Here is a 26,593-nt window from a genome sequence, read left to right as displayed (position 1 = left end):
CAGAATAACAAGACGAGTAATTGCGTTCATGTGGAATATTCCTAACTTACTGACATCATTTAGAATTGTATTAATACCTGTGTTTTTGGTGGTGTTTTACCTGCCTATTGAGCATGCCAGTTTTTTAGCAGCGCTGATCTTTGTGATAGCGGCAATTACGGATGCCCTGGATGGTTGGGTAGCGCGTAAACTGGATCAATTCACCAAGTTTGGTGAGTTCCTGGATCCGGTCGCCGACAAAATCATGGTCGCTGCGGCTTTGATCGTGGTTGTCGAAAGCTTTGGCAGCCTTTGGATTACTGTGCCAGCGCTAGTTATTATAAGTCGTGAATTGATAGTCTCAGCGTTACGTGAATGGATGGCTGAGTTAGGTAAACGCGGAAACGTCGCCGTATCCAGTATGGGCAAATTAAAAACCATTGCTCAGATGGTGGCTCTGACTGGATTATTATGGGCTGGTGATTTAACCGGACATCTGGTGATTGTTGTAGTCTCGACCATGGCACTTTATATTGCCGCTATTCTGACGTTCTGGTCTATGTATGTGTATTTGCTGAATGCCTGGCAGGATCTGACAAAAGAATAAAAAGTAGTCACTTGAGCTAAATTTTAAGCAAACGGCGACTTCAGTATGAGTTAGCGCTTGACTGCCTGCCTGTTAGCGGTAAAATGCATAAAATCAAAACGCGAGTATAGCTCAGCTGGTAGAGCGCGACCTTGCCAAGGTCGAGGTCACGAGTTCGAATCTCGTTACTCGCTCCAGATTCAACAAAAAGGCCACTCTTATGAGTGGCCTTTTTGTTTTGCAAATCAAGTAGTGTAAGAAGGGAAGGCCACGACTACCCGCCTGTAATTGATAGCCGTGGCCTCTGTGCCTTCCATGGCACTGCTCATGCAGAGCAAACGACCGAGGAGGGTCATTTCGTGCTAACGGAATTAAGTATACATCAATGTTAATGAGAATCAATATCATTTATGAAAATTATTTCATTCCCTTTATGCGCACTTCGATTTGCGCCATGAGCTTTGTCTGGCACTATAGGGATCCGCAATAAAAGGAGCCTGAAGCATGCAAATACAGCCGGACTGGAAACAGGTATATTCTGCCGCAAACCCAATGGAAGCTGAGTTACTGGTGGGTTTATTACAGCATCAGGGTATTCAGGCTGGGGTGCGTAGCCAGGGCATGGTCGGTGGCATTGGCGAGCTTCCATTAGATGCTTTACATACCCCAGTGCTGGTTGAACCTGATGAGTTTCAGCGGGCACGCGAATTAATGCTCAATTACGAAAGCAAACAAAACCAGATTGATGAGTGGCGCTGCGCACATTGTGGCGAAGAGAACGGCGCTAATTTTGAAGTGTGTTGGCAGTGCGGACACAGTAAGGGTGAGCGAGAAGTTGATTCTGAATAAGATACGGCATCATAGATTATGTTAATTTATCCTTGCGTCTGTGGTTGCAGTTACGCATAGTAGCTAACGAAAAAAAGAATAGCAGTCGAGGACAGCAGTGCCCTTTTTAAAGGACTTTTACCACGCATTCTTACACGCCTTGCGTAATCTGTTACCTATAGTCATTGTGGTTGCAGTTTTTCAGGCGCTTATCCTGCAGCAGGTGCCGGACAACTTATTAAGTATGGCTATTGGCCTGCTGATCGTTGCTATCGGTGTCGCGCTGTTCCTGCAGGGGCTTGAGCTCAGCATTTTCCCAGTCGGCAAGAGCCTGTCTAATCAGTTTGCCAAACGCGGCTCTATTCCTATCTTATTATCTTTTGGTTTTGCTATAGGTTTTTCTGCCGTAGTGGCAGAGCCTGCTCTGATCGCAGTTGCAGAACAGGCTCAGGAAATCAGTGATGGGCGCATTGACGCACTGACCCTTCGTTTACTGGTCGCTTTTTCGGTAGGAGCCGTAGTCGCTCTGGGTGTTTTGCGCACCATTATGGGCTGGCCACTGCACTGGTTTATGATTATCGGTTATTGCCTTGTCGTGGCTGTGACCTATTTCGCCCCTGAAGAAATAGTTGGCCTGGCTTATGATTCTGGCGGGGTCACCACCAATATTGTGACTGTGCCTTTGATAGCGGCTTTGGGCATAGGTTTAGCCTCTTCGATACGTGGCCGTAATCCACTGACGGACGGCTTTGGTCTGGTGGCCCTTGCGGTGATGGTGCCGATGATCAGCGTTCAGGTCTACGGCATTCTGGTGTTTGCCGGTGAAGCGCCGGATGCTGATTTGGTGATGTCGGCGACTTCAGATGAAGCCTTACCCAGTGGCGCTTTGCTGATGTTATTTGAACTGCTGGAAATGATACGCGATGTGTTGCCTATTATTCTGACGGTGCTTTTCTTCCAGTACCTGGTGTTGAAACGCTCTCTGAGTAACCCGCGTATTGTAACGCTGGGTTTCATGCTGGTGGTGTTTGGTTTATACGCTTTTGTAGTGGGTCTTAAAATGGGGCTGTTCCCCATTGGAACCAGTATGGCCGAACAGTTGATAGGCCTGGAAGCTTACTTTTTTGTTTATCTTTTTGCTTTTTGCATAGGTTTTGCCACTACCATGGCAGAGCCTGCTCTGATTGCCGTTGGTAAACAGGCGGAAGAGGCCGCTGCTGGTAAACTGAACGGCAACGCCATTCGTTTGTTAGTAGCCCTTGGGGTTGCTGTAGGTATTACCATTGGGGTGCACCGCATTATTGCTGGCGGCTCTATGCATTATTATATTATGGGCGGCTACACCCTGGTTATTATCCTGACTTTCTTAGCGCCTCGTTATATTATTGCGCTGGCCTACGATTTAGGCGGCGTGACTACCTCTGAAGTTACCGTGCCCCTGGTAACCGCGCTTGGCATAGGCCTGGCGACTCACATTGAAGGTCGCAATGTGCTGATTGATGGTTTTGGGTTAATCGCATTTGCCTCTATTTTCCCTATTGTTACCGTTATGATCTACGCTATCGTGATGGATTTGGTTAATCGTTCGAAAGAGAGGACAGCATGAAATTTTCCGTGTTAGTGGCTATTGTACCTGAAGATCTTGAACAACCAGCTATAGATGCTGCGCGCGAACTCGGTGCTGGCGGTATTACCGTGATGTCTGCCCGGGGTATCAGTAACGCAACCAAGAAAACTTTTTTCGGGTTGAGTTACGACGGCAGCCAGAGCGTATTAACTATGGTGCTGGAGAAGAGTCTGTCTCTTGAAATATTAAAGGCGGTACAGCACGTAGTCATGCCGGATCATAACGAATCCAAAGGCTTGGTATTTACACTGGGACTTGAGCACCTGGCGGGCATTGACATGAGTCAGGTCGAAAAGTTTGAAGAGCACGTTAAACAATCTTTGTAAAATGAAGGGTACTAAAATGCTAGTTAAAGATGTGATGGTCACCGAGGTTATTAGTGTATCGCCTTTCGCAACCCTGCGCGAAGCACTGAGTCTGATGAAACGCCATGACCTCAAGTCACTGGTCGTTGAAAAACGTGCCGACCATGATGCGTATGGCTTAATCACTTATACCAATGTACTGAAGACCGTCATTGCAGAAGAGGGCGATATAGACCTGCTTAACGTTTACGACGTCTGTGCTAAGCCAGCGGTATCTGTAGGTAAAAGCCTGGCCGTTAAGCATGTGGCTAGCTTGATGAGCGAACATAAGATAAAACGCCTGGTAGTCCTTGATGACAACGAGCTGGTTGGTTTTATTGCTATGGATGACATCATGGACGTGTTATTGCGCGACATCGAGTAAATTTCAATTTCAGGCTTTAGGTTAATACTATAAATCCATTATAAGTTATTGTATTTAAAGTATAATAAATAATCGTCTTGACCATAAAACCTGCAATAGTCCGGCTCTCGCAGTAAAAGCGTTTGAAAAGTGCGCAATCAGACAGTTTTATTTAAAAAGACTGTTTACAGGCCTGTCCAATAGTGGCAGAATTGCGTCCAGCACTGGCAGCGACCAGGCATGCTTCATGTGGCGGGTTGGCAGAATGGCTATGCAGCGGATTGCAAATCCGTGGATCTCGGTTCGACTCCGGGACCCGCCTCCAGTAGCAAGTAAGACGCAAGAAAAAAGATGTGCCCGGGTGGTGAAATTGGTAGACACAAGGGATTTAAAATCCCTCGCCTTAACAGGCGTGCCAGTTCGAGTCTGGCTCCGGGCACCATTTTTTCTTTTTGAAATCAACAGCTTATATGACCACATAAAATGTAGGGCTGTTTGAATTCACTAAAAAAACGACTGTTTAAGTCTGTTTTAATTCTTGTTGGGTGTTTAAGTTTCTTAACCCCTCCAACATGTCTAAATTTAGTGCGATTTTTGCTCGATTTCATCCTGTTCGGTGCCCCCTTGTTTTTTCGATCCCTACTGTTTAAGTTTTCCTTTATAAGCCGTATTCCCTAAAAATCTTATCTCATTTTTCAATACACAAAACACCTAAGTTCTTCGGTCAATTCGAAGAGATTTCTCCAAAAACTTCAAAGATCTGACAATTTAAACGGATGGGTTATCAACACCACGATATTTTATCCGTGAGATGCCTTGAACAGGTTCGTATAAGTTGCCGCTATAATAAAAAGTCTAAATTAGGGGTTGCATTTCGAGCAATATCGCACTATTTTGTAAAAACCTTTGCACCCGCACATCTCTAGGTTGGGATCGTGTTGAAACGGTGGAAGGAGAGACAAATAGGATTTTACTATGAGCAGACTAAGTCTGAACAAGGCCGTTGCGCCTGTAAGCAACAAAACCAAAGTTCAATTCCATTCGCTGCGCAATATTTCTAGCCCAGATGATCTATCAAATGATCGGAAAGTGTTAACAGGGCATATGAAAGCGTCAGAAATTCTACAAATCAGCACCAATGACAACGTACGAGACTACCTTCTGGCCGTCGATGGTAAGAAGAAAGTTCCTACAGCTGTCCATCGAGCTATTACTGCGACTCTTGAAAACTCACCTGAGAAATTTTCAGTGTTGAACGGTGGGATCACCATCGTAGCTGAAGCTTATGATGTCAATGAGAAAGTTAAAGAGTTGACCTTAATAAACGCGAGCATTATTAATGGTGCTCAAACTCAAGGAATTCTGAGGGATTATATCAACACGCTAGAAGATCCTAAGGATTTTCCAGATATTCATATCACTTTTGAATTGATTATTTGTACTGATGAGCCTTTGATAGCAGAAATATCGATAGCGCGAAACTTTCAGAATGACGTTAAGATGTTGTCAATATCTGGAAAGCTTGGCTCATTTGATGATTTAGCTAAGTCTATAGAGAAGCACTTTGATGGGTTGAAGCTAAGACTATCTGAAACAGACTCTCCTGACGATACACTAGATACCGAGAAGTTATTGCAAGTTATAACAGCTCTGACTCCTGAGGAAATTTGGACTAAGTTAGGACGAGGTGATTTAGCTAACAAGAATTATGCATACAACCAGAAAACGAAATGCTTAAAGCAATTTACAGAAATGGCTAAAAGCGTCAAAGACGGCACTGCAAATGCAGATACCAAAGAAGCGTATGAGTTCTTCGTCGAGATAGCACCGTCAGCATGGGAGCTATATCAAAAGTGGAAAACACATGAGGGCTTCACAGGTACAGGTATCAGGTCTATTCATAGAGACGGCAAAAAAATACTGGACGTTCCAGATGGTATTGTTTTTCCAGCACTAGCTGCTCTTGCAGAGTTTGTAACAAAATCTGAAGACGGCACTTGGCTTCTAACGATACCCGATATATTTGATGATAGAGACCTAATTAGCGCTATCAAATCAACTTACCAAAACGTAGCCGACCACAAGCCATACGTAATGGGTAGGTCGAAAGCTGCTTACTCGTCGTTAATCCAAGTTACCGCTATTTATAAGCGATTACTGAATAAGTAAGTGTGTTTTGTCTGGGAGAGGGGTTCCTTTCCCAGACTTCAATAATTTATGAACTCAGTAAAAGAGCTGCAAAAATTTAACTATGGAAATCGGTTAGATCTAGTAATCAGCTCAGTGGCAAAAGCTGGCATTAAGTTAAGTGGATTGCCCCCACGAAAATCTAATGTCTATAGCCAACTTTCAAGCTCTCTGAAAGAGACAATATCTTTGCTCGCTATCGGTAAATCCTTCTTATATTTCATTGGCATTTCGGTACTTGTCAGCAGAGCATTTCTTACAAATATAACATCTTCTCTATAATTGAGCCGCTGCAAGAGAATTGTTAGATTATCGGTAGACCAACTAACACGATTTAAGTGTTTTCTAAGTTCATCTTTTTCCTCCCCTCTAAACCTATTACATACATCTGCAATTTCGGAGACAGTCTTAGCCATTTGGAGCTTTTTACATTCGAGAATAAGCATTATGCCGTCTTTAAACGCCAATACATCTATATCACCAAGCTCTTGAGGCGCCCCCACAGTTGTCATCAAAACTTCTTTCCTGACAGACCAACCCTGAGCTTCAAGATTTGAAGCAACTAACTCGGTGAAATCGGCTCCTCTTTTTTCTACCATAGAGCCGACATAACTACGCATCACCGCAGAACTAAAAAATTCCGTATTGAATTCACCTTCTTTTGCTCGATTTAGAAAGTAGGGTAATCCAAGGCGAACAAGTGAGAGACTTAGAAAAACCTCATCGTCACTAAGCTGAAGAATAGGTTTAACCAAGCAGCTTAACCTTCTTTTAAACTTCCAAGGTGCTATATCTCTAAAGGAATACCCTTCGGGTAGCTCAGACCATTCATTCCTTGGATGTAATGTGAACGCCTCGAAAAACCGTCTCACAATACCCTTTTCTAAGTTTCTGTTTTCTCCAATACGGAGAATTAAGTCTTCCAAATCGATTATGATCACAGGTTCAGATGTCTCAACATGCAAATCGACAAGCTCTGCCCAACACTCAACAATATGATGGGCTAGTAGACCATATTCAGCACGTAACGCATTATCAAAATCCTCACCCCAAACACCTTCCTGAATCGCTGACTTATTAACCTGCTTTTGATTGTAGAGATCTTCGTAATCGTCAACTGCTCCACCAAATTGAACCCCAAAGTGCCCTGAAAAGTAAGGCAAAAGCATTTCTTCCATCACTTCTGTGGGTATGAAATATGTGCCATTCATATTGAAATTAAGTTTTGGAGCCACAAGACCCCAGTGAATAGCATCAGAATCGGAAGCTGTGCTGACCAGTAGAGAAGTTAGAGAGAGTAAGTCATCAATAGTGCTGTTATTCACAGGTATTCCAGAGTCATCATCAGGACACTCGCATAACGACATTTCAACTAATGAGCGTAAACATAGAGAGGTCAAACTCCTATCAGACTCTCTCTCGCGAGCCACTCGAATAACATCGTCATGCTTTGAGTAAATTGCGAAGACTGCTCTTGCTGTTCTCTTCCATTGTTCTCGATCTTGCTCTATAGAGTTAACCAGTGAAACTAGCTCACTTAACATGGACCTTTTGTTTATTTGGGACAACATTGATTTAATTCTTGCCCATATTTCACTAACAATACTGTTTAGGATATCAACACAATTACCATTTCCTTCGATCTCTTGGTCGGATAATCCCAGAGACTTACTTGTGCGAATACGCTCAAACGTTGTTCTCTTCTTATCAACAAACTTTGGCTTTAGAGAAGCGTTGTGCAGTAGGAATTCAACGGCATCATATGACCTAAATATGTGAATGATCCGAACAGCTGAATCGCCTAAGACATGATTTATAGCGTTGTCGATATGCTCATAAATATCATTGCCTTTCTCACTCAGAAACTCTGCCAAAGAGCATAGGATTAGATCAACAACTAACTTTTCTCCCGTATTCTCAACTTGGGAAAAGTTAGCCATAAAGTTTGATTCAAGGGTTATCCTACAGACGTCAGGACCCCAGAAGACATTTGCACTTCTGTTATCCTGTGACTCTACATCAATTTGATCCCTTGGAATAATGTTTGAATAATCAATAATCACCTGCAAAGAATAGATATTCTCAAATTTGATGTTTGAAGAGATATAGCTAAGGGTTTCTTCAAGTACACCAATGAAACCAGACCACCATTCGTAGATTAATTCTCTATCCGCGGTCTCATCTGAGAATTCAGCCCCAAACCAAAGATTAACAAAATCGGATTCAATAAGACCATTTAGAATTCCATTAGCTATGTGATTAACGGAAGCATATATAGGTTTACTTTTCATCCCTGCATAAAAAGAGTCTTTTGTTAATCGCTCAACCCTTATCCAATTGCCGTCGATATATTCTACACTGTGCTTGTCGGTCTCTATTCTCAGATCTTTTCTAATCGAAAACACAAAATCTGTGTATAAGGATATAAAACTATTTTCTGAAATTTCAATGTTGTCAGGGGCGCACTTATATTCACCTTCCCTCCAGAAAGAAAAGTAATTTAAATCCCCATTTATATTACTTAATTTTACTCCTTCGTCTTCCATCCATTCTTTTTGCTTTATGCATTGGAGAAACTCTTCTAAAGGCTTGCTTTTTGAGTTACTTAACAGGAGTAGGTCATTCAAACCTATAGCGGAAAATCCCCAGTTCTCTGGCCAGCTGTCAAACCCTAGATTATACCCTCTACCAAGTCCTCCATGTGTAGTGACTGATAAGCCCGATACAAAATCATCCTGTGATCTGCAGTATTCAGCAATTTCTTGAAAGTACGTACGAATAGCTGCAACCTGATCTTCGGAAAGTTTATGAAAACTACCAATACCATCATCAATAATTTCATGGAGTTCATCATGTATAATTATCGAATGAAGGTAGTTTCCTGAATTGTTCTTTAATAGGAGTGCATGCATTGAAGGCATGTTTTCAATGGCGGGTAATTCTGGTCTTATCGACTCAAAAACACCTTTGAATTCATGAAGGATTTCGTCTGTCAACTGTTCCGATTGGTATTTTGCCAATACTTTAGAAAAAACAGCTAAGTTTTCATTTGATTTACATCCAGATAGGAAATGATATCTTATTGCTATTCCCACGGCGCTTGGAATTGCGAGGATATAGCTATCGTCGATTTTGACAATTGGTTTTCTTTCTAAAACTGAATTTCCAACTATCGATTGCTTCAGTTCGAATATGTTTTCGTCAGAAATAATAAACGGATCAATGGATTCAATTGTTACGCCCAAGTCGTTCATTTCATCACGAGTAAAAGTTACTCGTTTTGATAATGAGCTGTATTCACCTGTTTTAGGGACGTTGATATACTCTTTATCCGTCGAATCTTCGCTGGCGTTTCGACTTAACCCTGATCGTGAAGCAACTTCCTCACTCAATTTGAGTAAAGATATACAGCTTTCTTTTATGTTTTGGAGGCTATCAGGAACCTGATAGCGATCTACAATATCAATCAGGGCTTGAATAAAGTAGTCATTTGCTTCCCAAAGAGCATTAAACACTCTAAGGTCTCCATTCTCTGTTAGAATATTTGAAACGAAAACATCCTCTTGAGGATCTTCAATCATTGCAATTTGAGTGTTGCCCATTAAGTCATTAAGAACAGTCTTCAGAGTCGTTCTGTTTGGCTGTTTATTTCCTCTCGCATAAGCAACAGCAAGATGCACAAGGGTTTCACACCTTATCGAATTTGCTGAAAGTCTTGGAAGTGTCAGTAAGCCTGCCGCAATAGCTATTAACTCTTTGCGCCTAAATGAAGATAGATACCGCCCCCCATCTCTACATAACTCTGACTGCAGATTAACCATCAAAATCCCTCTATCATTGTTGTTCTTATTTTATCCAGTTACTGGTATGCCATGAATAAATTACTAGTTCATCTTCACTTTAAAGGAAATAGCCTAGGATAACTTATGTGGACAGTTGGGTTCATCAGTCCGAGTTTTGCTGAAAGCTGGCGTTCAGGATTAGTCAGCGATTTTTATAAAAAGTGCCAGATTAATACACGTAAGTAACTTTTTTACGGCGTCATATTTTCTATGTGAGTATTGAAATCTACTTAATCACTAAAAATCCCTTGTGTCTACAATGCAAATCCAGGAATTTTTATAACTGTGTATGTTTGATTTCATGTTGTTTTTGTCAGCTTTACCTGAGTAGGAGAGCTATAAATTAGGGGGCAGGTGTTTAAGTTACTGTTTAAGTTTTAAATGCCTTCTGTAAGTCATTGATTTGACAATATGTATTTTTAATGACACGAGATTTAAAATCCCTCGATCGTAAGATCGTGCCGGTTCAAGTCCGGCCCCGGGCACCATTTCTTAATTGTTTTCACGTAGGGCAGGCCACACTTGCCATGAAACCGTAGCGCAGGCTATGCCTGCCATAAAGCCCTCAGCACAACTAACAGCCCCAGACGCTTCGGCGTCTTTTTTATGCCCATTTTTCAGTCGAAAAAAACCACTGTTGTTTAATTAGCAAGGTGACTTGAAAATTTCTCTGTCGGTTGAAGGTTACCGCTATATTCAGCTCGAACTTACCCGGAGATATTTTTTCGGATGCTTCTGCCAAACTTACAAAAGCATTCAAATAGTTAAAGAGTTGTTAAGTTCAGGTTGAAAGATGCCAATCCCCCATGTAGGTTAACACTATGGATGAATGCAAATATAACAAGGAGTTATATATGAAAATGGTATCCAGTGATGTGGGGTTTCTAATGGCCCTTGGATTTCGTTACTGCGATTTTTCTATCACGCCTGGACAGCGTTCCTAACCAATTTTGGCAGCTGTTTATTTATGTGTCCTACATCCACTTTGTAACTGTGTTTGCGTTCATCTTTTGGAGTGAAGTCAAAAAGATGAATGTATACGTTTCTGTCGCTTTGGGGGTATCCACAGTTGCATTCACCTTACTGGGGTGGGAGGGCCTTCTCGGCTTTCTTTAACAGTATAGGGAAATAAATCCACCTGGATCTGACAACTGTGTGCCCATGCAGGGAGGGCACTTTATAGCAATCATTGACAAGGAGAAATAGAATGTTTGCAATGGTTATTTTTTTAATAGTAGTTCCGTTTTTTTCCGCATGTATTTTGCAGCTGTTCAATAAAAGAATAGCCGTCATAGTTGGAGTTATACTACCTATAGTGTTTATAACATCTATCCCTCTTCTTTATCCTGAATCTGCAGGGACTTTGTTTGAAGTATTATATTTTATTTACGTACCTATATTTGCCGCGATGAATTATATATTCTGGCTCATTATTAGGTATTTGTGGAGCACTTGGAAAAAATGATAAATACAGGCAAGCAGTCATGTTTCTATTAGAAAGCGAGGTAAGAATGAAGATTAGTCTTTTGTTGTTCTGCGTTGTTTTTCTTCTTACTTCGAATCCTTCGGTGGCTAAAGCAAGTGACTCTATACCTTCTCAGGAAGAGTTACATGATGCCTCTTTTTGGATGTGTCCGTAAAATCTGGGTAGAACCCTGTTTCCTGATCTCGACCCTGAAACGTTAAAAGTGAAGCCTTATTGTATTGCTGACGCCAATCATGTGGTCGTAGGTGACCAGGTCATTGCTGTTAAGCCAGGTAAATTCAAGCGTATTGGCAAACACAGTCATTTCTATTTCATCGGCGACGGTCAGCTATATAAACTGCAGGGGAAGCCAATCACTTTAGTGCCGGTTGCAGGGCCGGATGTGAAAACCTTTAAAGTACTGGATGAAGACACCGCGGAAGATAAAGACGGTGAGATGCGCATTCTGGTAACTTTGCGTCCTCAGCAAGACCAGTCCCAGGTGCGTGTTTTACGTGGCAAAGAAATCAAAGACGAGGCTGATAGGTGCTTAGCGATCCGGGAAAAAGCAGAGCAGGAAGAAAAAAGAAAGTCGCCATTACTGCCGGGAGACTTTAGCGGTAGCCTGACAGAGAACCTTGTGTGCCTGGGTCAGTGGCTGACTGAAGACTTCGCTGCCAGGTGGGCTATGCAGCGTACCAACCTACAGCTTTACAGGTTGGTGTCTGTTTACCTGAAGTGGTGCACTGAAGCCTTTCAGGACGATCACCAGGAAGCGCATCTGAAAAAAGGACTGAGTCTGTTTCAGCGCTTTCCGTTGTTTAGCTGGTTGCACCCGGAAATGTTATACCATGCGGCACAGCTCTATGTTCAGGCAGGCCAGCCGGAGCAGGCGATTGACTGCTGTAAGAAGGCTTTTCATTACCGTTCAGCGCATATTGCTGAGTTTTTGGCTGATGAAAGCCTGCGCCCGTTAAAGCTGCATCCTGAATTTATTCAGTTACAAAAAGAGGTGAAAGCTTCAGAGGATGACTTTGAATATGTCTCTTTGCCTTTGATAGAGGCCTGTGAACAGGCCATAGAGTCACAGGAAGACGACAAAGCATTTACCAGCTGGATGCGGCAACAGCTGTTATATAAGTTTCGTTTCTATCAGCAATCTGAACTGATAAGCCGGATAGCAAAAAGTAGTGAACCTGAAAAGTTGAACTGGCAGCGACTAGCACAGAAGAACCAGTTTTATTTTGAACATTACATGCTGCTTGAAGGGCCGGGTGAGGTGATCAGCGAAGAGGGTAAACGGCAGTGGAACGCTTTTCTTTTGTATCATGAATACCAGCAGTTGCAACCTCTTGCCTATCTGCGCATGGCGGATATTTTTTTCCGTGAAGCGCATCAGTGGGCGAACTGGAAGTGCCAGCACTTTGAAGATACACGGCAGGTGCTCGCCCCCCGCATAAAAGAAGCGGGGCAGCTGATCGCCTATTTTCAGGAGTTGATGACAGCACTTGATGAGGACACTAAAACCCTTGTACAGGAAAGCGCAGAAAACTACTCCTTGGTTCAGATCATGCGAGCCAGTGGGAAGCCATTGAAATAACAACTATTTTCACTTGCAAAATCGGTTCACGGTCGAGATAATGTTACGATATAACATTACTCATAAGTGATCAGGAAGATGCCTTTTAGACGCCAATGTGTGAGCCCGGTTTGGGTTGTAGTCCATATTGCGATTTTTTCAGCCAGTGCAGCTTCTGCACAGACGGAAGAAAAGAACGGTGAAGAAGCTGAAGAAAATTATGAACGACTGCATGTGGTTTATCACCAACCATACCGCGGCAATGTCGCAACACGGGATTTGCCTCAGGCGATAGACTCGCTGGATCGTGATTTTATTGCGGACACTAATATTTCCCGTCTTCAGGACCTGCTAAGTTTCTCACCATCTATTGCTCTGCAAAATGATGGCGGCAGTTTGTGGGACAGTTATTCACTGCGTGGTTTTCCGGGCAATGAAAATATGCCGTCGGGTTATCTGATCAATGGCTTTGATGGCGGGCGTGGGTTTAGTGGGCATCGCGATGTTTCTAACATCGAATACGTAGAAATACTGAAAGGGCCGGGCTCAGCTTTATATGGCCGTTCTGATCCGGGCGGCATTATCAATATCACTACGCGCAAGCCTCAATATGCCCCTGAAGGTTATCTGAAACTGTCGGCTGGCAGCAATGACCGTTATCGACTGGAAGGTGATTATACCCGCGGCATCAGCGATGATGTGGCCTTTCGGATTAATGGTGCCTGGCAGGACCACGGCAGTTTCAGAGATTATGTAAACAGTGAAAAAAAGGTGATAACCCCTTCTGTACGTTGGCAGCTTGCAGATAATACGGCGCTGTTATACGAATTTGAGTATCTGCAACAGTCGCAGTTATTTGACCGCGGTATCGTGGTATTAGACAACGATACCAAAACCATACCTCGTGAACGTTATCTAGGTGAACCTGCCGATGGGCCGACAGAAATAAGCGCACGTGGTCATCAATTGACACTTGAGCATCGCCTTAATAATGGTTGGTTTACGGCCGGCGGTATTAGTCATCGGAGTTCTGAATTAAGCGGTTATTCCTCCGATGCTGAACTGGCTCCAGCTCGCCAGCAGTTATTTACAGATGGCCGTACTTTAACCCGTCAGCGTCGTTATCGTGATTACCATTCCGAAGACACCTCGTTGCGCTGGGAGCTTAGCGGCAGTCTCAATGCATTGGGTACTACACACAATATTCTGCTAGGCGCGGATGCATACGATTATGAGCTTTATACCATGCTGGCCCGGGTAAGGCCCGAAGCGGGTGAGTATGAAATCGATATTTTTGAGCCGGTATATCGTGATCAACCCGAACCTGTGCCTGTTCCTTTGTATGCCAACTTTGAAACCCAGCAGGCCTGGGGTGTGTATGTCCAGAACCAGTTTGCTATCAGTGAGCGTTGGGACGGCCTGCTGGGGCTGCGCCTGGATGACTTTGAGCAAAGCATGGAAGAGCAGATTAATGGGGTGTTTTCAGAACAGCGTGACCAACGTCTGAGTCCACGGGCAGGTTTGCTGTTTAAAGCAAACCCTGAGCTGAACCTGTATGCCAGTTATTCGGAGGGCTTTTTACCGCTCAGTGGTACCGATGCAGCGGGCAATGGTTTTGACCCGGAAGAAAGCGAATCCTTTGAAATGGGTTTTAAGTGGAAGCGTGGTGATTGGGCACTTAACGGAGCGCTTTTTGATGCGACTAAAACCAATATTCTGACTTCGGATCCGGTTAACGTTGGATTCCCAGCCTCACTGGGAGCGGCTTCAAGTCGTGGGCTGGAACTTGACCTGACGACATCATTGGGTGCAGATACCGAATTACGGCTGGCTTATGCTTTTCTGGACACAAAAACCAGTAATGAAATGGTGAACCTGGATTGGGGCATTACCATTCCCAAAGGCAGTCCGCTGATTAACGTGCCACGCCATACCGCCAATCTTTATATAAAACATTACCTGCAACGTTTTGCTATTGATGGTCACCTGGGTACCCGGGTGCGGTATGTTGACGAACGACTCGGCGATACCGTGCGGCCCGGTTATCGGCTTCCAGCATATACACTTGTGGATGTGTTCTACGGCCAGCGCTTGAGTGACTCATGGTTGCTGCAGGTTAATGTCGACAACCTTTTTAATGCCCACTATATCGCAAACTCTTATGCTGCCATGTGGACGACTCCGGGCGCACCACGACAATTCTCAGTGAGCCTTCGTTATGACTTCTGAACAACTTAAAAAACGTATTAACAGCATCGACGCTATGCGCGGGCTGGTGATTTTACTGATGCTGGTTGACCATGTACGTGAACGTTTCTTTTTACATGCACAGGTCAGCGATCCTATGGTGATTGCCGACACGAATGGTCCTCTATTCTGGAGTCGTTTTGCGGCCCATTTCTGCGCACCAGCCTTTATATTTCTGACCGGTTTATCGGCCTGGCTGTTCAGCCAGTCACGAGGCCATGATCATCACAAAACCCGCGACTTCCTCTGGCGTCGCGGCCTGTTTCTGATTGTGCTTGAAGTTACTTTGATCACATTTTCCTGGTTGGGCAGTTACGACACTATCTGGCTGCAGGTTATCTGGGCGATAGGACTGTGCATGCTGGCACTGGCTTGCTGTGTCAGCTGGCCGCGCTGGTTATTGTTTACCGTCGGTGGTTTGCTGGTGGCGGGGCATAATGCATTGGATGTGATCAACTTTGAGCCGGGGCAGTGGGGTTATAGTCTGTGGACCATACTGCATGATCGGGGCAATTTATGGCAAAGTGATAGCTTGACGATTCGAGTCAGTTACCCGGTTCTGCCCTGGATTGGTGTGATTCTGCTGGGATACGCGGCGGGTCCTCTCTATGGCCGGGCAATGGAAGCCGCTAAGCGGCAGCGCTACTTAGCGATCACAGCCATTGCCTGTGCAGCGCTTTTTGTCGTTTTAAGAGGTTTTAATCTATATGGTGAAACTCAGCCGTGGCAGCTATATAGCGGTGTGAATGACAGCCTGATGTCTTTCTTTAATATTACCAAGTATCCGCCGTCACTGAACTTCCTGCTAATAACTCTGGCGGGCATGTTTGCCGGTTTGTATTTGCTGGAACGTTTTAACAGTCGTTTAAACAATATTCTGGCGAGTTATGGTGGGGCACCTATGTTCTTTTATGTGTTGCATTTATATGTATTGCTGGCTTTGTATTGCATTGCGGTCACTATCTGGGGCACTAACAAAGGCATCTATTTTGGCGTTGATCATATAGGTTATATTTGGCTGATAAGCGCTGTGTTAGCGATCGCCCTGTATAAACCGACCCGTATTTTTAATGCCTATAAACGCAAAAGCCAGCAGGCCTGGCTGAAATACCTCTGAGAACACAGGTTAACTGCGCCGGGATACGGCGTAGTTAACTTAATCAGAGCCTGCTCTATTTTTTCTACGCCTTCGACAGTGACCTCGACTTCTGTTATTTCTCCCTGTATGCTTTTTGAGCTACTTACTAAAAGTTAAGTTAATAAGGAAGTTCAAAATGATTAGTAAGATACTCACCATATCGCTGCCAGTTAGTCTGTTTACCCTTGCTATGCATAGTGCTCAGGCGGAAATACATGATCCAACGACTCTGCAGGATTTGGAATCGCAGTGTAATCAATCGGTTTCTGGAGCACAGACCTGTCAACGACTACAGAATTACGCTCATCTTCTAGGTATAAGTGATTTGCGTCGTTATCATCACTTTGTATCGGTAATCCATCAGGCGCTTAACGAAGGGAAGCCGATCGTTGAAGGAAAACCGATATACAAAACACAAGTTTATATGGATGCCTTTTCATATTTTGACCGGGGTGAGGCTATCCCAGCGAAATTAGAACAGCGACTGGAGGCTAAGTTAAAAAGCAGGCAGAAGAAATTAGCTGATGCCTTGTGGTTACAACCGCATGAGGTTGACGCGGTAATTGACAATTACTTTCGGCTTGTTGAATTTAAAGGCGCTGAGCAGCAACTTGCGGAAACACAGGTTGTAATCTTAAGTGATGGCGATGACCGTTCCGAAGTAGATGAAGTTATTACAGTCACTCGACCACGGGCTCTTAATTGGGGCAGCGGGGGGGCAGCTTTATCCACTGGAGCTACCCAGGCCATTCATGAAGCTGGGATTTACCATGGCGGCCCAAATTATATTCAAATTCAAATTCGAATTGAGATTGAGGATTCAGTAGAGTCTGAATATCGAACTTTTAATTATCGAGAGTGGTCGGGGGCTAATCCTATTGAAGGTTCCTGGCAGACCTGTGAGCGGTGTCCCATTGAGATTCCAATAGATTGAGATTCCAATAGAAGGTCATTGATATGAAACTTAGGAAAAAAAGAGTGACACCAGGTCTAGGTGGTGTCACTCTTTTTTATGCTTTCGTTGTCGATACTAAACACTCTCAAGCCCTTTTAAATACCTCACCATAAGTTCTTTTTTCATAGGTCTTGAGAAGTAGTAGCCTTGCAATAGGGCATAGCCCTCGGAACGTAAAATCAAAGCCTGCTCTATCTTTTCCACACCTTCGACAATGACCTCTTTACCGAGTTGTTGGCTTAATGCATAGAATGACGAAAAGAATTTGCGCACCATTTTGTCAGTTAGCAGACGCGCCGTCAGCGATTTATCGAGTTTTACTATTCGCACATCTTCATTCAGTAAAGTTCCAAAGTTGGAATAACCGGTAATAAAATCATCTACAGCAACCTGAACGCCCATTTTTCTTAATCTTTTTATATTCTCCAGAATCAAAGCAGGATGCAGCCATTCATTTCGTTCTGTTATTTCAATTATAAGCCTGGAAAATTGCATCTTATTTAATGACTGTATGAGGTCTTTTAAAAAATCGACAAAGTCTAAAGTCTCAAGACTGCGTGGGCATATATTAATGGAGATCGAGCCTGAGTAAGGATACTCAGTGCATATACTGTTAAACTCATGCAAAGCAGTTGTAGCCACATAGCGGTCCAATTCCAGGCAAAGTGTTTCGTTGGTTTCAACTTCGCTTATCAGTGCTTCTAAAGATACGTCATATTCCTTGATTTTTGACCAGTTTAATAAGGCCTCCATGCTGAAGACGCTGTTTTCCTGATAATTAATAACCGTTTGATAATGCAGGGGAATCAAATGGTGTCTTAAGTCGTTTCTGAAGTTTTCTATGATATTTAAGTTCACACTGAGCTCGCCTTTTTAAATGCCAGAGTCCAGCGTTGCTAAATTTACCCTGGGTACCGGAATGTAAATTTCAGATCTTTCCGGACATGGGTGGCGTAATCTCGGGAGTGGGGACAGATAAGAAATATGAGCTGAATTTAGGTAGTGAAATTTATGGATTTGGTTAGATTGTGAGGTGACCGCACTCATTTTTTACTCCTTGATAGTTAATTTGCGGATCCTGTACTTCAGTGTTTCAGGGGTGTTGCTAAAAAGTAATTTAACATTAATTAATTACGTTTTCGCAACAATATCAACAGAAGAGGTTTTCTGCAATATACTTTTATGTAATGCGGGGAGAGCAAAAGACAGGGGAGCAGAGTCAACATATGCAGTTTCGAAATAAGTTATATAATATTCGTAAGAACTTAGGCTTGTCGCAACAGCAACTGGGACTAAAAGCTGGAGTCAGCGGTGCGACTATCAGCCGTATTGAGCAGGGAACGCAGATTCCCTCTTTTGAGTTGGCATTAACGCTTGTTGATGCTGTTGGACTCTCTGGCAGTGATTTTTTTGCGGATATAACAACCGATAACGTGGGGGCTGATCTGAGATCTGAAGATAAACTCGAAGCTAAGCTTGCTGAGATGGATATGTATTACGCAAGGCTCGCGCCAGTGAATAAGAAAGTTTTTAAGGATATAGTCGATATAATGAAAATCAGACTGCAAATTTAAGGTACAAAGTTCTGAATAAATCGTTAAACGATCAAACAGGTTTTACGCTAAAAAAACTTCGCAGTAAGAAAAGGATTTCAATCAGGGAATTGGCTTTACTTGCATCCACTGAGGCGTCTACGATCTCGCGTATTGAAGCAGGCGAGCAACGACCATCTTTGCTTCTGGTCTTTAAGATATGTGACGCACTGGAAATTTCGCTGGTGGACTTCGTCCGCTATCTGTCCGGCGAAGAAATTCCAAAAATAGGGTTAACCCCTGACTATAGTCCTTCGCAACATGTGAAAGAGATACCCAACCTGGAGCTTAAGCATGTTCAGTTCTTTATTGATATCGCAAAATCGCTGTCTGAAAACGTAAAAGATGACTAACGGATGGCTGATTGCAAAGTAAACCACCCGTTAGCCATCTGTATTAGTCTTCGTAACGCGTATAGGTAGCCATGAATCCAGCCTCATGAATGCGATGCTGATGAATCATAAAGCCTGCCATAGCGGGCGAAGCGTCATCGGGTACATCTAAGGTTTCGACATCCAGCGCGTGGACTGTGAAGGTATAACGATGAGGTTCGCCATGGGCTGGTGGACAAAGTCCTCCCCAGCCTTTATCACCGTAATCGTTGCGTATCTGAACTGCATCTTCGTGCATGTTGCTACCGTCTGGGGCGCCAGCGTTTGCTGCCAGGTGGTCTACATCACTGGGGATATTAATCACACGCCAGTGCCACCAGCCTGAGCCCGTCGGGGCATCAGGGTCATGGACGCTAATTGCAAAACTGCGGGTACCAGGAGGCGGATTTTCCCAACGTAATTCAGGAGATTGGTTATCACCACTGCAACCAAAACCATCATATTCAAAAGATGAATCAATTTCACCGTCACTTTCGACGTCCGGACTGTATAATCTGAATTCATTTGCACTGGCACTACTGAGGGATGCGACTGTGAGTGCAGTGAAACAGGATGCGATAAGCAATTTATGCATATTAGATCTCCTATTCATGATAAAGGTCTGAAGTCAGTTATTAGTGTAGACCACTCAGCTGACTACTTTGGGTGATTATGCTAATGTTTGCCTAACAATCAGTATTTACCTGCCACAAGGAAAACCCATGAACAAGGAACTCAATACGCCGTTGAGAAAGGCCCATTTGGATGGTTTGCAGCTGGATTGGAGTTATCAGTTTTTAGCTCCTGAAACTATTGAAAACTATGTGAAAAAGAGGCTTCCGGCTAATTTTGACGAGCTTCGTGAACAGTTGCTCAGTGGCAGTTTTCAAAACCCCAGCGAGGGACGCAGTGTCAGCCATGTATTAAGTCGCTCAGTAGAGTCAGTTGTAAAAGACGTGAAAACCTCGAAGTTTGCGACGATTGTACGCAAACTTCGTAGTGGTAATTGGTTAGGTGCAACCGGAAAACCTATTACGGATATCGTGAACATAGGCGTAGGGGGCTCAGATTTAGGGCCACTGATGACCAGCTTTGCACTGGCTGAATTTGCCAGCGATGTGCAACAGCACCGGATCCAGACTCATTTCGTATCTTCTATGGATGGCGGCCAGTTGTATGCGGTACTACCCATTGTTGATCCTGAAACTACGTTGTTTATTGTGGCTTCCAAGTCTTTTGGCACTATAGATACTTTCGCTAATGTTGATACGGTACGCGAATGGATAAAGCCTGCTTTTGCTAATGTAGGCAAAACGGTAACAGACTGGCTGCAAAACCATATGATCGGGTTGTCGGCCAATCCACAAAGAATGTCGGACTACGGCATACCGCCTGCGCATCAGATTACTTTCAGTCAATCGGTAGGCGGTCGATTTTCGATGTGGTCAGCAATCGGCCTGTCTATAGCTACAACCTGTGGGTTGCGTGTATTCGAGCGCCTGTTGGCTGGAGCTCACAATATGGATCAGCATTTTTCCAGTGCACCGTTATTGCAGAATATCCCCATGCTCATGGCGATAACAGGCTTATATAACCGCGAAGAGCGTGGTATTAATAATTTGGCGATCCTGCCTTATGACGGCCGCTTCCGACATTTGCCCAGTTATCTGCAACAACTGGATATGGAGAGCAATGGTAAGCAATGTGATTTTGCTGACCATCCGATTGATTATCCGACAGGGCCTATTATCTGGGGTGGTTTTGGGCCGAACGGGCAGCATGCTTTTTTTCAGCATTTGCATCAGGGCTATGACAAGTTTAGCGCTGACTTTGTGCTGGTGCGTAAACGGCAGGCGGCGAAATTCACGGAGTCTGTGCAGCAAAGTCTGGCCCGGCAACAGGATCTGGCCGTTGCCAACTGCCTGGCACACCGCCGTTTAATGGCGTTTGGTTTTCGTGGTGAATCGGCCCGGGACCATTATCCGGGTGACAATCCAACGAATCTACTGGCTATTGACGAGCTGACGCCTGAAACCTTTGGTGCCCTGGTGGCTGCTTATGAGCATAAAGTCTTTATTCAGGGTGTAGTGTGGAAGCTTAACTCTTTTGATCAGCCGGGTGTTGAGCGGGGCAAAAAAATAGCGGAAGACATGCTGCTGCGTATGCAGGGCAAATCGGAGCAGGTATTCGATGAATCTACTGAGGCTCAGCTGAAATCTTGAACCAGAAAATTCGTATCACACTGCTGATGCTCTCAGGCTTTTTATTCAGTTGCGGCTTGAGCCAACAGGAGTGGTTGGAGATTGCGGACCGCACTGGTGCGCGGGAGCATGCGCGTGCGGTGCTGGAAGAAAAACTCGAGCCCTATACGGATTCGGAAGTGTTTCGTGATGTTGCAGAACTGCGCGAACTCTTAATAGCGCTGGAACAACTGATCGAAAGTATCTGGGGCAAGGACGAAAAAGAAGTCTCATCAGATAAACGCCTGGTCAAATACAGTAATGACTATCAGGCCCGGGCCATTGTTGACTTTGAGCGCGGGTATTTGAGAGTAGAAACCATAGCCACTGAGAACCCACGTGAACAGTTGCAGCGGGCTACTCAGCTGGCTTTATTAACACCTAAAGATCTTAGTATTGAAGATATCTTCTCAGATCGTCAGCCTCAGACTGGCGCTGAGCCTTTCCTGCTGGGCCAGGTGTTGGATCATGAACAACAGCCCATACGTTATGAATGGCGTGCCAACAGGTTTGCGGACTATTTGGTGTCCAATCACTTGCAACAACAATCTTTGGATGATCGTCGTATTTATGCAGTCCAGACGCCTTTGGTAGACAATCATCTTAAACTGCGACAGCTGCAGTTTTCAGAATATGTTTTAGCTTCTGCGCAGCAGTACCAAGTGTCGCCGGCGCTAGTTTATGCGGTGATTGAAGTCGAAAGCAGTTTCAATCCTTATGCAGTCAGCCATGCTAATGCCTTTGGCCTGATGCAGGTAGTACCGGCAACAGCTGGGCGGGATGTATTCGAAAAGGTGAAAAAGATCGCGGGCGAACCGACGCGGCAGCAGCTCTTTCAGCCTGACTTTAATATAGATATAGGCAGTGCTTATTTATACCTGCTGGATGATCTCTATTTACCCCGGGTACTGAACCCACAGAGTCGGCGTTATGCCATGATTTCGGCCTACAACGGCGGTGCAGGTAATGTTTTCCGGGCGTTTTCCGCGGACAGGGAAACCGCAGTGAGGCGCATTAACAGCATGACACCGGATCAGGTCTACCAGCATTTGACCACGACACATCCCTTTGCGGAAACCCGTCGTTATCTGGAGAAAGTACAGCAGGCGGTGAATCAGTATCAATAAAGTGTAAAGATAACCGGACCTAACTCACCCTCCGTTGAGAATCATTCTCGACAAATGTATGCTACGAGCCTCTTCATAGACTCTGTCTAAATTTGTAAGGAAACAAGCAGATGCTTCAACGACTCTCTCTCTTGCTAGGTTGTTCTTTAGCCTTGATGGCATGTTCTGAACCACCGCAAACGTTGCAATTTAAACCTGATGATGGTGAACACCGTCGCTATCAGATGTATAGCGAAACCTTTATTGAAGCCACCAGCTCTCGTGGAAGTGATTCCGAGCGTGTGCGCACTCATATGTTTATGGACTACGACGTAGAAGAACAGTCCTCTACGTACGATGTGTTGCTGCAACCTCAGTATATACGCATGCGTTTCAGACGTGGTGGATTCAGTAGCCTGGATGCTCCTGACTACCGCCAGGAAGAGCTGTGGCCGTTGATGGAAGGCGGCTTCACTATGCAAGTGGATAAACAGAGCGGCGAGGCTACCGATTTTATTATTCATCACAATATTGACCGTATGGATGAAGACGGTTTTGACCCCATTCGTGAGTTATTGCAGGACGAGTTCAGCCGCCCCGGTTATGGCAGCGGTATCACTTTAAGGGAAGGTGCTACTCAGCAAATGCCTGCTGAGGGACCTTTCCCCGAGGTCACTCTGACCGTAAAAGAATTGGATGACCAATTAGTTACGCTGTTGATCGAGGGAGAAAACGACGAGATTAAGCTTTACGGTTATATATTGATGGAACGCAGCACGGGCTGGTTGAAACGCTCGACCTTAATTGTCGATATGCCTTTGCAGGACGACTATGTGGAAGGCACTGCAAGAATGGTCGCTACTGTGCTGCCAGCAGACTGGCAGTCTGGTCAGGACCTGGAGTTTTTGCGCGACGCGGGCCAGAGTTTCCCTATAGACACTTCAGCTTTGCCAGACACGCTGGACGACCTTGAGCTGGCCAGTGAAGCGAAGGTTTTCCCAACCAGCAGCGGGAGCATTGATGACTATGATGACAAACTGTCCTTACGTTATATTCATGATGTGTTTGACATGGAAAGTCTGGGCCATATTGAAATAACTGATTTTCAGGCATTGGATCAGAATGGTGATGTTCTGGATCTTACCCTGCACGGGGTGAATGCCTTCACCTATCATTATGGTGACGACGAGGCTATGCAGACAGGTGTCGATGTCTACCCCCTGGGTTGGACTGATATGGCAACTAAGCTTGAGCAGTTAGCGGCCATTGAAGCCACGGTACAACGCTTTCCTGTTACTTATGAGTTGGTTGAATTGCCTGTAGAAGACAGCGAAACCGTTCTGGAGCATCATGGCGCGCGAGCAATACTGACGCCTGCCGATGAAGAGGGCGTGTATTATCTTAAGCTGGAGTATACCGAAAAAGCCTATTTTGGCATCAGCATTGATGGCCCGAGCGATGGCAGTCTGCAATATGATCGGGCAGAAAATACACCTGACTGGCTGGATGACGGCGAACGCAGTCTGCTTGAGGTAATCCGCCAGGGTTATTACCCGACGACCTATACGCTGTATTTTGCAGACGAAGGCCCTAATAAGGTCCGCTTGATGACCTTTCTTATCGGTGATGAGCCTGTGCAGGAGAAACAGGTACGTTTTTATGACCCTGATGCGGCATTAAGCAATATTGAGCTGGAACCTACGTCCAGCCACTATCTGTTTTCTAAGTACCCTGATTATGCCAATCCTTCGCGGACCGATTTCAACTTCCAGTTGAACAGCCTTCAGAATGTCGAGCCGGTGAGTTTTGACCGCCCGCAACTTTATATGGCGCTCAGTCACGAACAGGCGGCTTTATGTGAGTTGCAGCAGACCTCCGATGTTGAAGAAGCGGGCCGCGCGATTACCTGGCGCGAACATGACCCTCGCGAGCAGCATATGCATCGCGAATTGTCATTGCCTCAGCAAGTGGTGTATCAGCTGGCGACCGAAGATGGAGTACGGGAATTTTTTTATGAGCATGAAGTGGTGCTCAGTATGAGTTGTGGAGGTGAGCCGGAATGGCATGCGCTGGATCTTGAACTGGGCGAGCAAAGCTGGCTGATTGCTGTCACTGAGTTGCTTGGCGATGACTGGCAGGACACCCATAGCGATATGGTACTGGTTGATTTGTTACGTCGTTATCGTTTCTTGGACACTACGGACAGAGCTCTGACAGTGATACCGCCGCCGGGGTTTGGTAATCAGCGACGTCTGGATCTGACCCGTTTAACGCTGGACGATTTTGTTACTGAAGAAGGCTTTTTACGAATTGCCGGCCGTGTTGAACGGGTAGAAGAATTGCAGGCATCAGGAGATGCTTTTGCACGGGAATGGGAGCATCAGTTTCCGGCATTGCCATCTGCAGATGCTGCGCATCAGGACTGAATCAGGGAATTATGATGAAACAAACATTACTATCTCTAACCCTTTTGTTGCTGAGTTCTGCAGCCTTCGCAGAAAGTATCTGGCTGAATGAAGAGATGCAGCCGGTTGCAGAAGCTGAAGCTACTTTTGTGCTGGATGAAATTATTGAAACCGACGAAGGTTATCTGATGCGGGTTAACTTCCTGTCCGGGGAGTTACGCTTTGAAAGCTTTATCGATCAGCCCGAAGTGTCTGACAGCACCCTGACAGGGGATTACCGTCTGTACTTCAGGTCCGGACAGGTGCTGCAGGAAGGCACCCGGGATGAACAAGGATTGCATCAGGGGACTGTGGTCACTTACCACGAGAATGGCAATGTACATTGGGAAGCTCCCTATAGAGATGACCAGGTGCATGGCCTTTATGTTACTTATTATGAAGACGGGCAGCTCCTTCGTGAACAGCATGTTGAACATAATGAGCGCCATGGTCCTTATAAGTCGTATTACCCCAGTGGCCAGCAGCGATTGCAAAACCATTATGTTAACGGCAGCAAAGAAGGCGAAGAGAAACGCTGGAACGATGAAGGCGTTTTGGTAGCGAGAAGACACTACAAAGACGGCCGTTTACATGGACTGTCAGAACAGTACTTTGAGGATGGTCAGATCAAAAGCCGTGGCGAATATGACATGCGTAGCCAGGTTGGTGAACACAAGTCATGGTATGCCAATGGCACACTACAGAGCCACCAGGTGTTTGATGAAGAAGGCAACGAGCAGATAGCCCGCACTTATTACGAAGATGGCAGTAAAGAACGCATTAAAGAACCGGTGGATTCAGAGTACGGTCCGGCAACTTTGACTGAGGAATACAATGACGCTGGTCAATTGCGTCGTCGAACTACGCAAAGTGACGATAACAGATGGTATCTCAGGGAGCGTTATGATGTCGATGGCGAACTGGTTGAGCGAAGCGAAACCCTGGATCGCAGACGTCATGGCCGCTCTTTTAACATGCGCTGGGACGACGGCTATACAGAAGCTGAGTCTTTTGAGGGGCAGTATCACGGTGACTATAAAGAAGTCGATGGTGAAGGCAACGTACTGGCTTCAGGTGCTTATAAACATGGCACCCGCGTGGGCGAGTGGTATCAGAACCTGGGCTATCGTCAGTTTTATGAATTTTATGACGACGACGGAAAGTTACACGGTGAGCGCAGAGAGCTTGATGAAGATGACCAGTTAGTCAGGCTGGAACACTATCGTCATGGCGAACTGCATGGTGAGGTTCGTGGTTATGAAAATGGCGAACTGACAACCCAAGGCGAATATATTGAAGGTCAGCGTTATGGTCCCTGGAGAATCCGGGACAGTTATTCTCATAACACTGCCTTTATGGAAGGCAAGTTTGCCTCCGGTGCGCAGGTTGGGACATGGCGTAGTTATTCAGAACAAGGCTATTTACTCGGAATCTCGCAGTATGATGATGAAGGCCAGTACCATGGTAGACAAATCCAGTTTGAGGAAAATGGTGCGTTACAAGCCGTGACTGATTATAAACATGGCGTTCGCCACGGTGAAGAGCATTATTATTTTCAGGGTACGCTTTCGTCGGTACGCATCTATCAGGATGGTGATGTCACCGAAGAGCGCGCGCCTGAGGACCTGATTGACTAGACTTACCTGTAGAGTGGAACCAAAAAGACCGCAGCGCGTCTACCTCCTGGAGATTGCAGGCG

19 protein-coding genes, 3 tRNA genes and 1 pseudogene are annotated in these 26,593 nt (G+C 45.0%); 20 read left to right on the top strand and 3 right to left on the bottom strand.

The window, feature by feature from the left end; translation table 11 throughout:
- The first annotated feature begins 28 nt into the window (after positions 1–28).
- The 10 genes and pseudogenes from pgsA (at position 29) to CWE09_RS03775 (ending at position 5,897) form a co-directional block, all read left to right on the top strand.
- The gene (gene pgsA, locus CWE09_RS03815) at positions 29–586 is read left to right on the top strand and encodes a CDP-diacylglycerol--glycerol-3-phosphate 3-phosphatidyltransferase (protein ID WP_126802682.1); all 558 of its coding nucleotides are present in this window, start codon (positions 29–31) and stop codon (positions 584–586) included.
- Positions 587–686: 100 nt separating this feature from the next.
- Positions 687–762: transfer RNA gene (locus CWE09_RS03810), tRNA-Gly, on the top strand.
- Positions 763–1,069: 307 nt separating this feature from the next.
- Positions 1,070–1,414 carry a putative signal transducing protein gene (locus CWE09_RS03805; protein WP_126802681.1) on the top strand — a complete coding sequence of 115 codons (345 nt, stop codon included), beginning with the start codon at positions 1,070–1,072 and terminating at the stop codon, positions 1,412–1,414.
- 97 nt (positions 1,415–1,511) lie between these two features.
- Positions 1,512–2,192 (top strand): annotated as a pseudogene (locus CWE09_RS14375) (DUF1538 domain-containing protein); the annotation flags it as partial.
- Between the two features lie 93 nt (positions 2,193–2,285).
- Positions 2,286–2,999, top strand: coding sequence for a DUF1538 domain-containing protein (locus tag CWE09_RS14370; protein ID WP_241974344.1), 714 nt, complete (start codon positions 2,286–2,288; stop codon positions 2,997–2,999).
- Positions 2,996–3,346: a transcriptional regulator gene (locus tag CWE09_RS03795; protein ID WP_126802679.1), complete on the top strand. Its 351-nt coding sequence runs from the start codon at positions 2,996–2,998 to the stop codon at positions 3,344–3,346. The genes CWE09_RS14370 and CWE09_RS03795 overlap by 4 nt, the downstream gene beginning before the upstream one ends.
- Positions 3,347–3,362: 16 nt before the next feature.
- The gene (locus tag CWE09_RS03790; RefSeq protein ID WP_126802678.1) at positions 3,363–3,749 is read left to right on the top strand and encodes a CBS domain-containing protein; all 387 of its coding nucleotides are present in this window, start codon (positions 3,363–3,365) and stop codon (positions 3,747–3,749) included.
- Between the two features lie 230 nt (positions 3,750–3,979).
- Positions 3,980–4,053, top strand: a tRNA-Cys gene (locus tag CWE09_RS03785).
- Positions 4,054–4,083: 30 nt separating this feature from the next.
- Positions 4,084–4,170, top strand: a tRNA-Leu gene (locus CWE09_RS03780).
- A gap of 533 nt (positions 4,171–4,703) precedes the next feature.
- Entirely contained in the window at positions 4,704–5,897 is a 1,194-nt protein-coding gene (locus tag CWE09_RS03775) for an AIPR family protein (RefSeq protein ID WP_126802677.1), read from the top strand.
- Positions 5,898–6,064: 167 nt separating this feature from the next.
- On the opposite strand, the gene CWE09_RS03770 is transcribed toward CWE09_RS03775, so the two are convergent.
- Positions 6,065–9,736, bottom strand: a complete 3,672-nt coding sequence (locus CWE09_RS03770; protein ID WP_126802676.1) for a hypothetical protein — start codon at positions 9,734–9,736, stop codon at positions 6,065–6,067.
- Positions 9,737–11,445: 1,709 nt separating this feature from the next.
- Here CWE09_RS03770 and CWE09_RS03765 point away from each other — a divergent pair.
- From CWE09_RS03765 to CWE09_RS03750, 4 genes are all read left to right on the top strand, one after another.
- Positions 11,446–12,822, top strand: a complete 1,377-nt coding sequence (locus tag CWE09_RS03765; protein WP_126802675.1) for a hypothetical protein — start codon at positions 11,446–11,448, stop codon at positions 12,820–12,822.
- 99 nt (positions 12,823–12,921) lie between these two features.
- Positions 12,922–15,030 carry a TonB-dependent siderophore receptor gene (locus CWE09_RS03760; RefSeq protein WP_420807986.1) on the top strand — a complete coding sequence of 703 codons (2,109 nt, stop codon included), beginning with the start codon at positions 12,922–12,924 and terminating at the stop codon, positions 15,028–15,030.
- Positions 15,020–16,165, top strand: coding sequence for an acetyltransferase domain-containing protein (locus CWE09_RS03755; protein WP_126802673.1), 1,146 nt, complete (start codon positions 15,020–15,022; stop codon positions 16,163–16,165). Before CWE09_RS03760 ends, CWE09_RS03755 begins: the two co-directional genes overlap by 11 nt.
- A 157-nt stretch (positions 16,166–16,322) precedes the next feature.
- Positions 16,323–17,120 (top strand): hypothetical protein, encoded by a 798-nt coding sequence (locus tag CWE09_RS03750; protein ID WP_126802672.1) that lies wholly within the window; start codon positions 16,323–16,325, stop codon positions 17,118–17,120.
- Between the two features lie 96 nt (positions 17,121–17,216).
- On the opposite strand, the gene CWE09_RS03745 is transcribed toward CWE09_RS03750, so the two are convergent.
- A complete protein-coding gene (locus CWE09_RS03745) occupies positions 17,217–17,999 on the bottom strand; it encodes an EAL domain-containing protein (protein WP_126802671.1) in 783 nt (260 codons plus the stop codon).
- 368 nt (positions 18,000–18,367) lie between these two features.
- On the opposite strand from CWE09_RS03745, the gene CWE09_RS03740 reads away from it, so the two are divergent.
- Both CWE09_RS03740 and CWE09_RS03735 read left to right on the top strand, forming a co-directional pair.
- Entirely contained in the window at positions 18,368–18,715 is a 348-nt protein-coding gene (locus CWE09_RS03740) for a helix-turn-helix transcriptional regulator (protein WP_157982804.1), read from the top strand.
- 11 nt (positions 18,716–18,726) lie between these two features.
- Entirely contained in the window at positions 18,727–19,086 is a 360-nt protein-coding gene (locus CWE09_RS03735) for a helix-turn-helix domain-containing protein (RefSeq protein WP_126802669.1), read from the top strand.
- Positions 19,087–19,129: 43 nt separating this feature from the next.
- Here CWE09_RS03735 and CWE09_RS03730 read toward each other — a convergent pair whose 3' ends face one another.
- Positions 19,130–19,699, bottom strand: a complete 570-nt coding sequence (locus CWE09_RS03730) for a YbhB/YbcL family Raf kinase inhibitor-like protein (protein WP_126802668.1) — start codon at positions 19,697–19,699, stop codon at positions 19,130–19,132.
- Between the two features lie 127 nt (positions 19,700–19,826).
- On the opposite strand from CWE09_RS03730, the gene pgi reads away from it, so the two are divergent.
- The 4 genes from pgi (at position 19,827) to CWE09_RS03710 (ending at position 26,531) form a co-directional block, all read left to right on the top strand.
- The gene (gene pgi / locus CWE09_RS03725) at positions 19,827–21,326 is read left to right on the top strand and encodes a glucose-6-phosphate isomerase (protein WP_126802667.1); all 1,500 of its coding nucleotides are present in this window, start codon (positions 19,827–19,829) and stop codon (positions 21,324–21,326) included.
- Complete coding sequence (locus CWE09_RS03720; RefSeq protein ID WP_241974296.1) at positions 21,323–22,471, top strand: murein transglycosylase domain-containing protein; 1,149 nt, start codon at positions 21,323–21,325, stop codon at positions 22,469–22,471. Before pgi ends, CWE09_RS03720 begins: the two co-directional genes overlap by 4 nt.
- A 110-nt stretch (positions 22,472–22,581) precedes the next feature.
- Positions 22,582–24,876: a hypothetical protein gene (locus CWE09_RS03715; protein ID WP_126802666.1), complete on the top strand. Its 2,295-nt coding sequence runs from the start codon at positions 22,582–22,584 to the stop codon at positions 24,874–24,876.
- Positions 24,877–24,887: 11 nt separating this feature from the next.
- Positions 24,888–26,531, top strand: coding sequence for a toxin-antitoxin system YwqK family antitoxin (locus CWE09_RS03710; protein ID WP_198679590.1), 1,644 nt, complete (start codon positions 24,888–24,890; stop codon positions 26,529–26,531).
- Positions 26,532–26,593 lie beyond the last annotated feature (62 nt).

It is taken from the genome of Aliidiomarina minuta (assembly GCF_003987145.1).
In the GTDB taxonomy this organism is placed as follows: Bacteria; Pseudomonadota; Gammaproteobacteria; order Enterobacterales; family Alteromonadaceae; genus Aliidiomarina; species Aliidiomarina minuta.
This window is presented reverse-complemented; position numbering and strand designations above follow the sequence as displayed.